Here is a 653-nt window from a genome sequence, read left to right on the forward strand (position 1 = left end):
TACGTATGTGCGTGAGGGTGGGTTCCTGCATGGGGCGGGGGAGTTCGACGCGGGGTTCTTCGGTATTTCGCCGCGTGAGGCGTTGGCGATGGATCCGCAGCAGCGGTTGTTGCTGGAGACGTCGTGGGAGGCGTTGGAGCGGGCGGGTATCGATCCGCATTCGCTGCGCGGCTCAAGGACCGGCGTCTACGCGGGCATGTTCCACCAGGAGTACGCGGCCCGGCTGCACGAAGCGCCCGCGGAGTTCGAAGGCCATCTGCTGACGGGAACGTCCGGCAGTGTCGCTTCGGGTCGTATCTCGTATGTGCTGGGTCTGGAGGGGCCGGCGGTGACGGTGGACACGGCGTGTTCGTCGTCGTTGGTTGCGTTGCATCTGGCGGTGCGGGCTTTGCGCAGTGGTGAGTGTGACCTGGCTCTTGCGGGTGGGGTGACGGTCATGGCGGAGCCGGGTGTGTTCGTGGAGTTCTCGCGGCAGCGGGGTCTGGCGTCGGATGGGCGGTGCAAGGCGTTCTCGGGCTCGGCCGACGGCACGGGCTGGGCCGAGGGCGTGGGTGTGCTGGCGGTGGAGCGGTTGTCGGATGCGGTGCGTCATGGGCATCGGGTTTTGGCGGTGGTGCGTGGTTCGGCGGTGAATCAGGACGGTGCGAGCAATG

General features: G+C 67.2%; 1 protein-coding gene. It reads left to right on the forward strand.

The features are described 5' to 3' along the window. A partial coding sequence (locus IE248_RS37065; RefSeq protein ID WP_190033153.1) for a beta-ketoacyl synthase N-terminal-like domain-containing protein occupies positions 1-653 on the forward strand: 653 nt, incomplete at both ends.

The sequence above is a fragment of the Streptomyces goshikiensis genome, from assembly GCF_014650555.1.
GTDB classification, from domain to species: domain Bacteria; phylum Actinomycetota; class Actinomycetes; order Streptomycetales; family Streptomycetaceae; genus Streptomyces; species Streptomyces goshikiensis.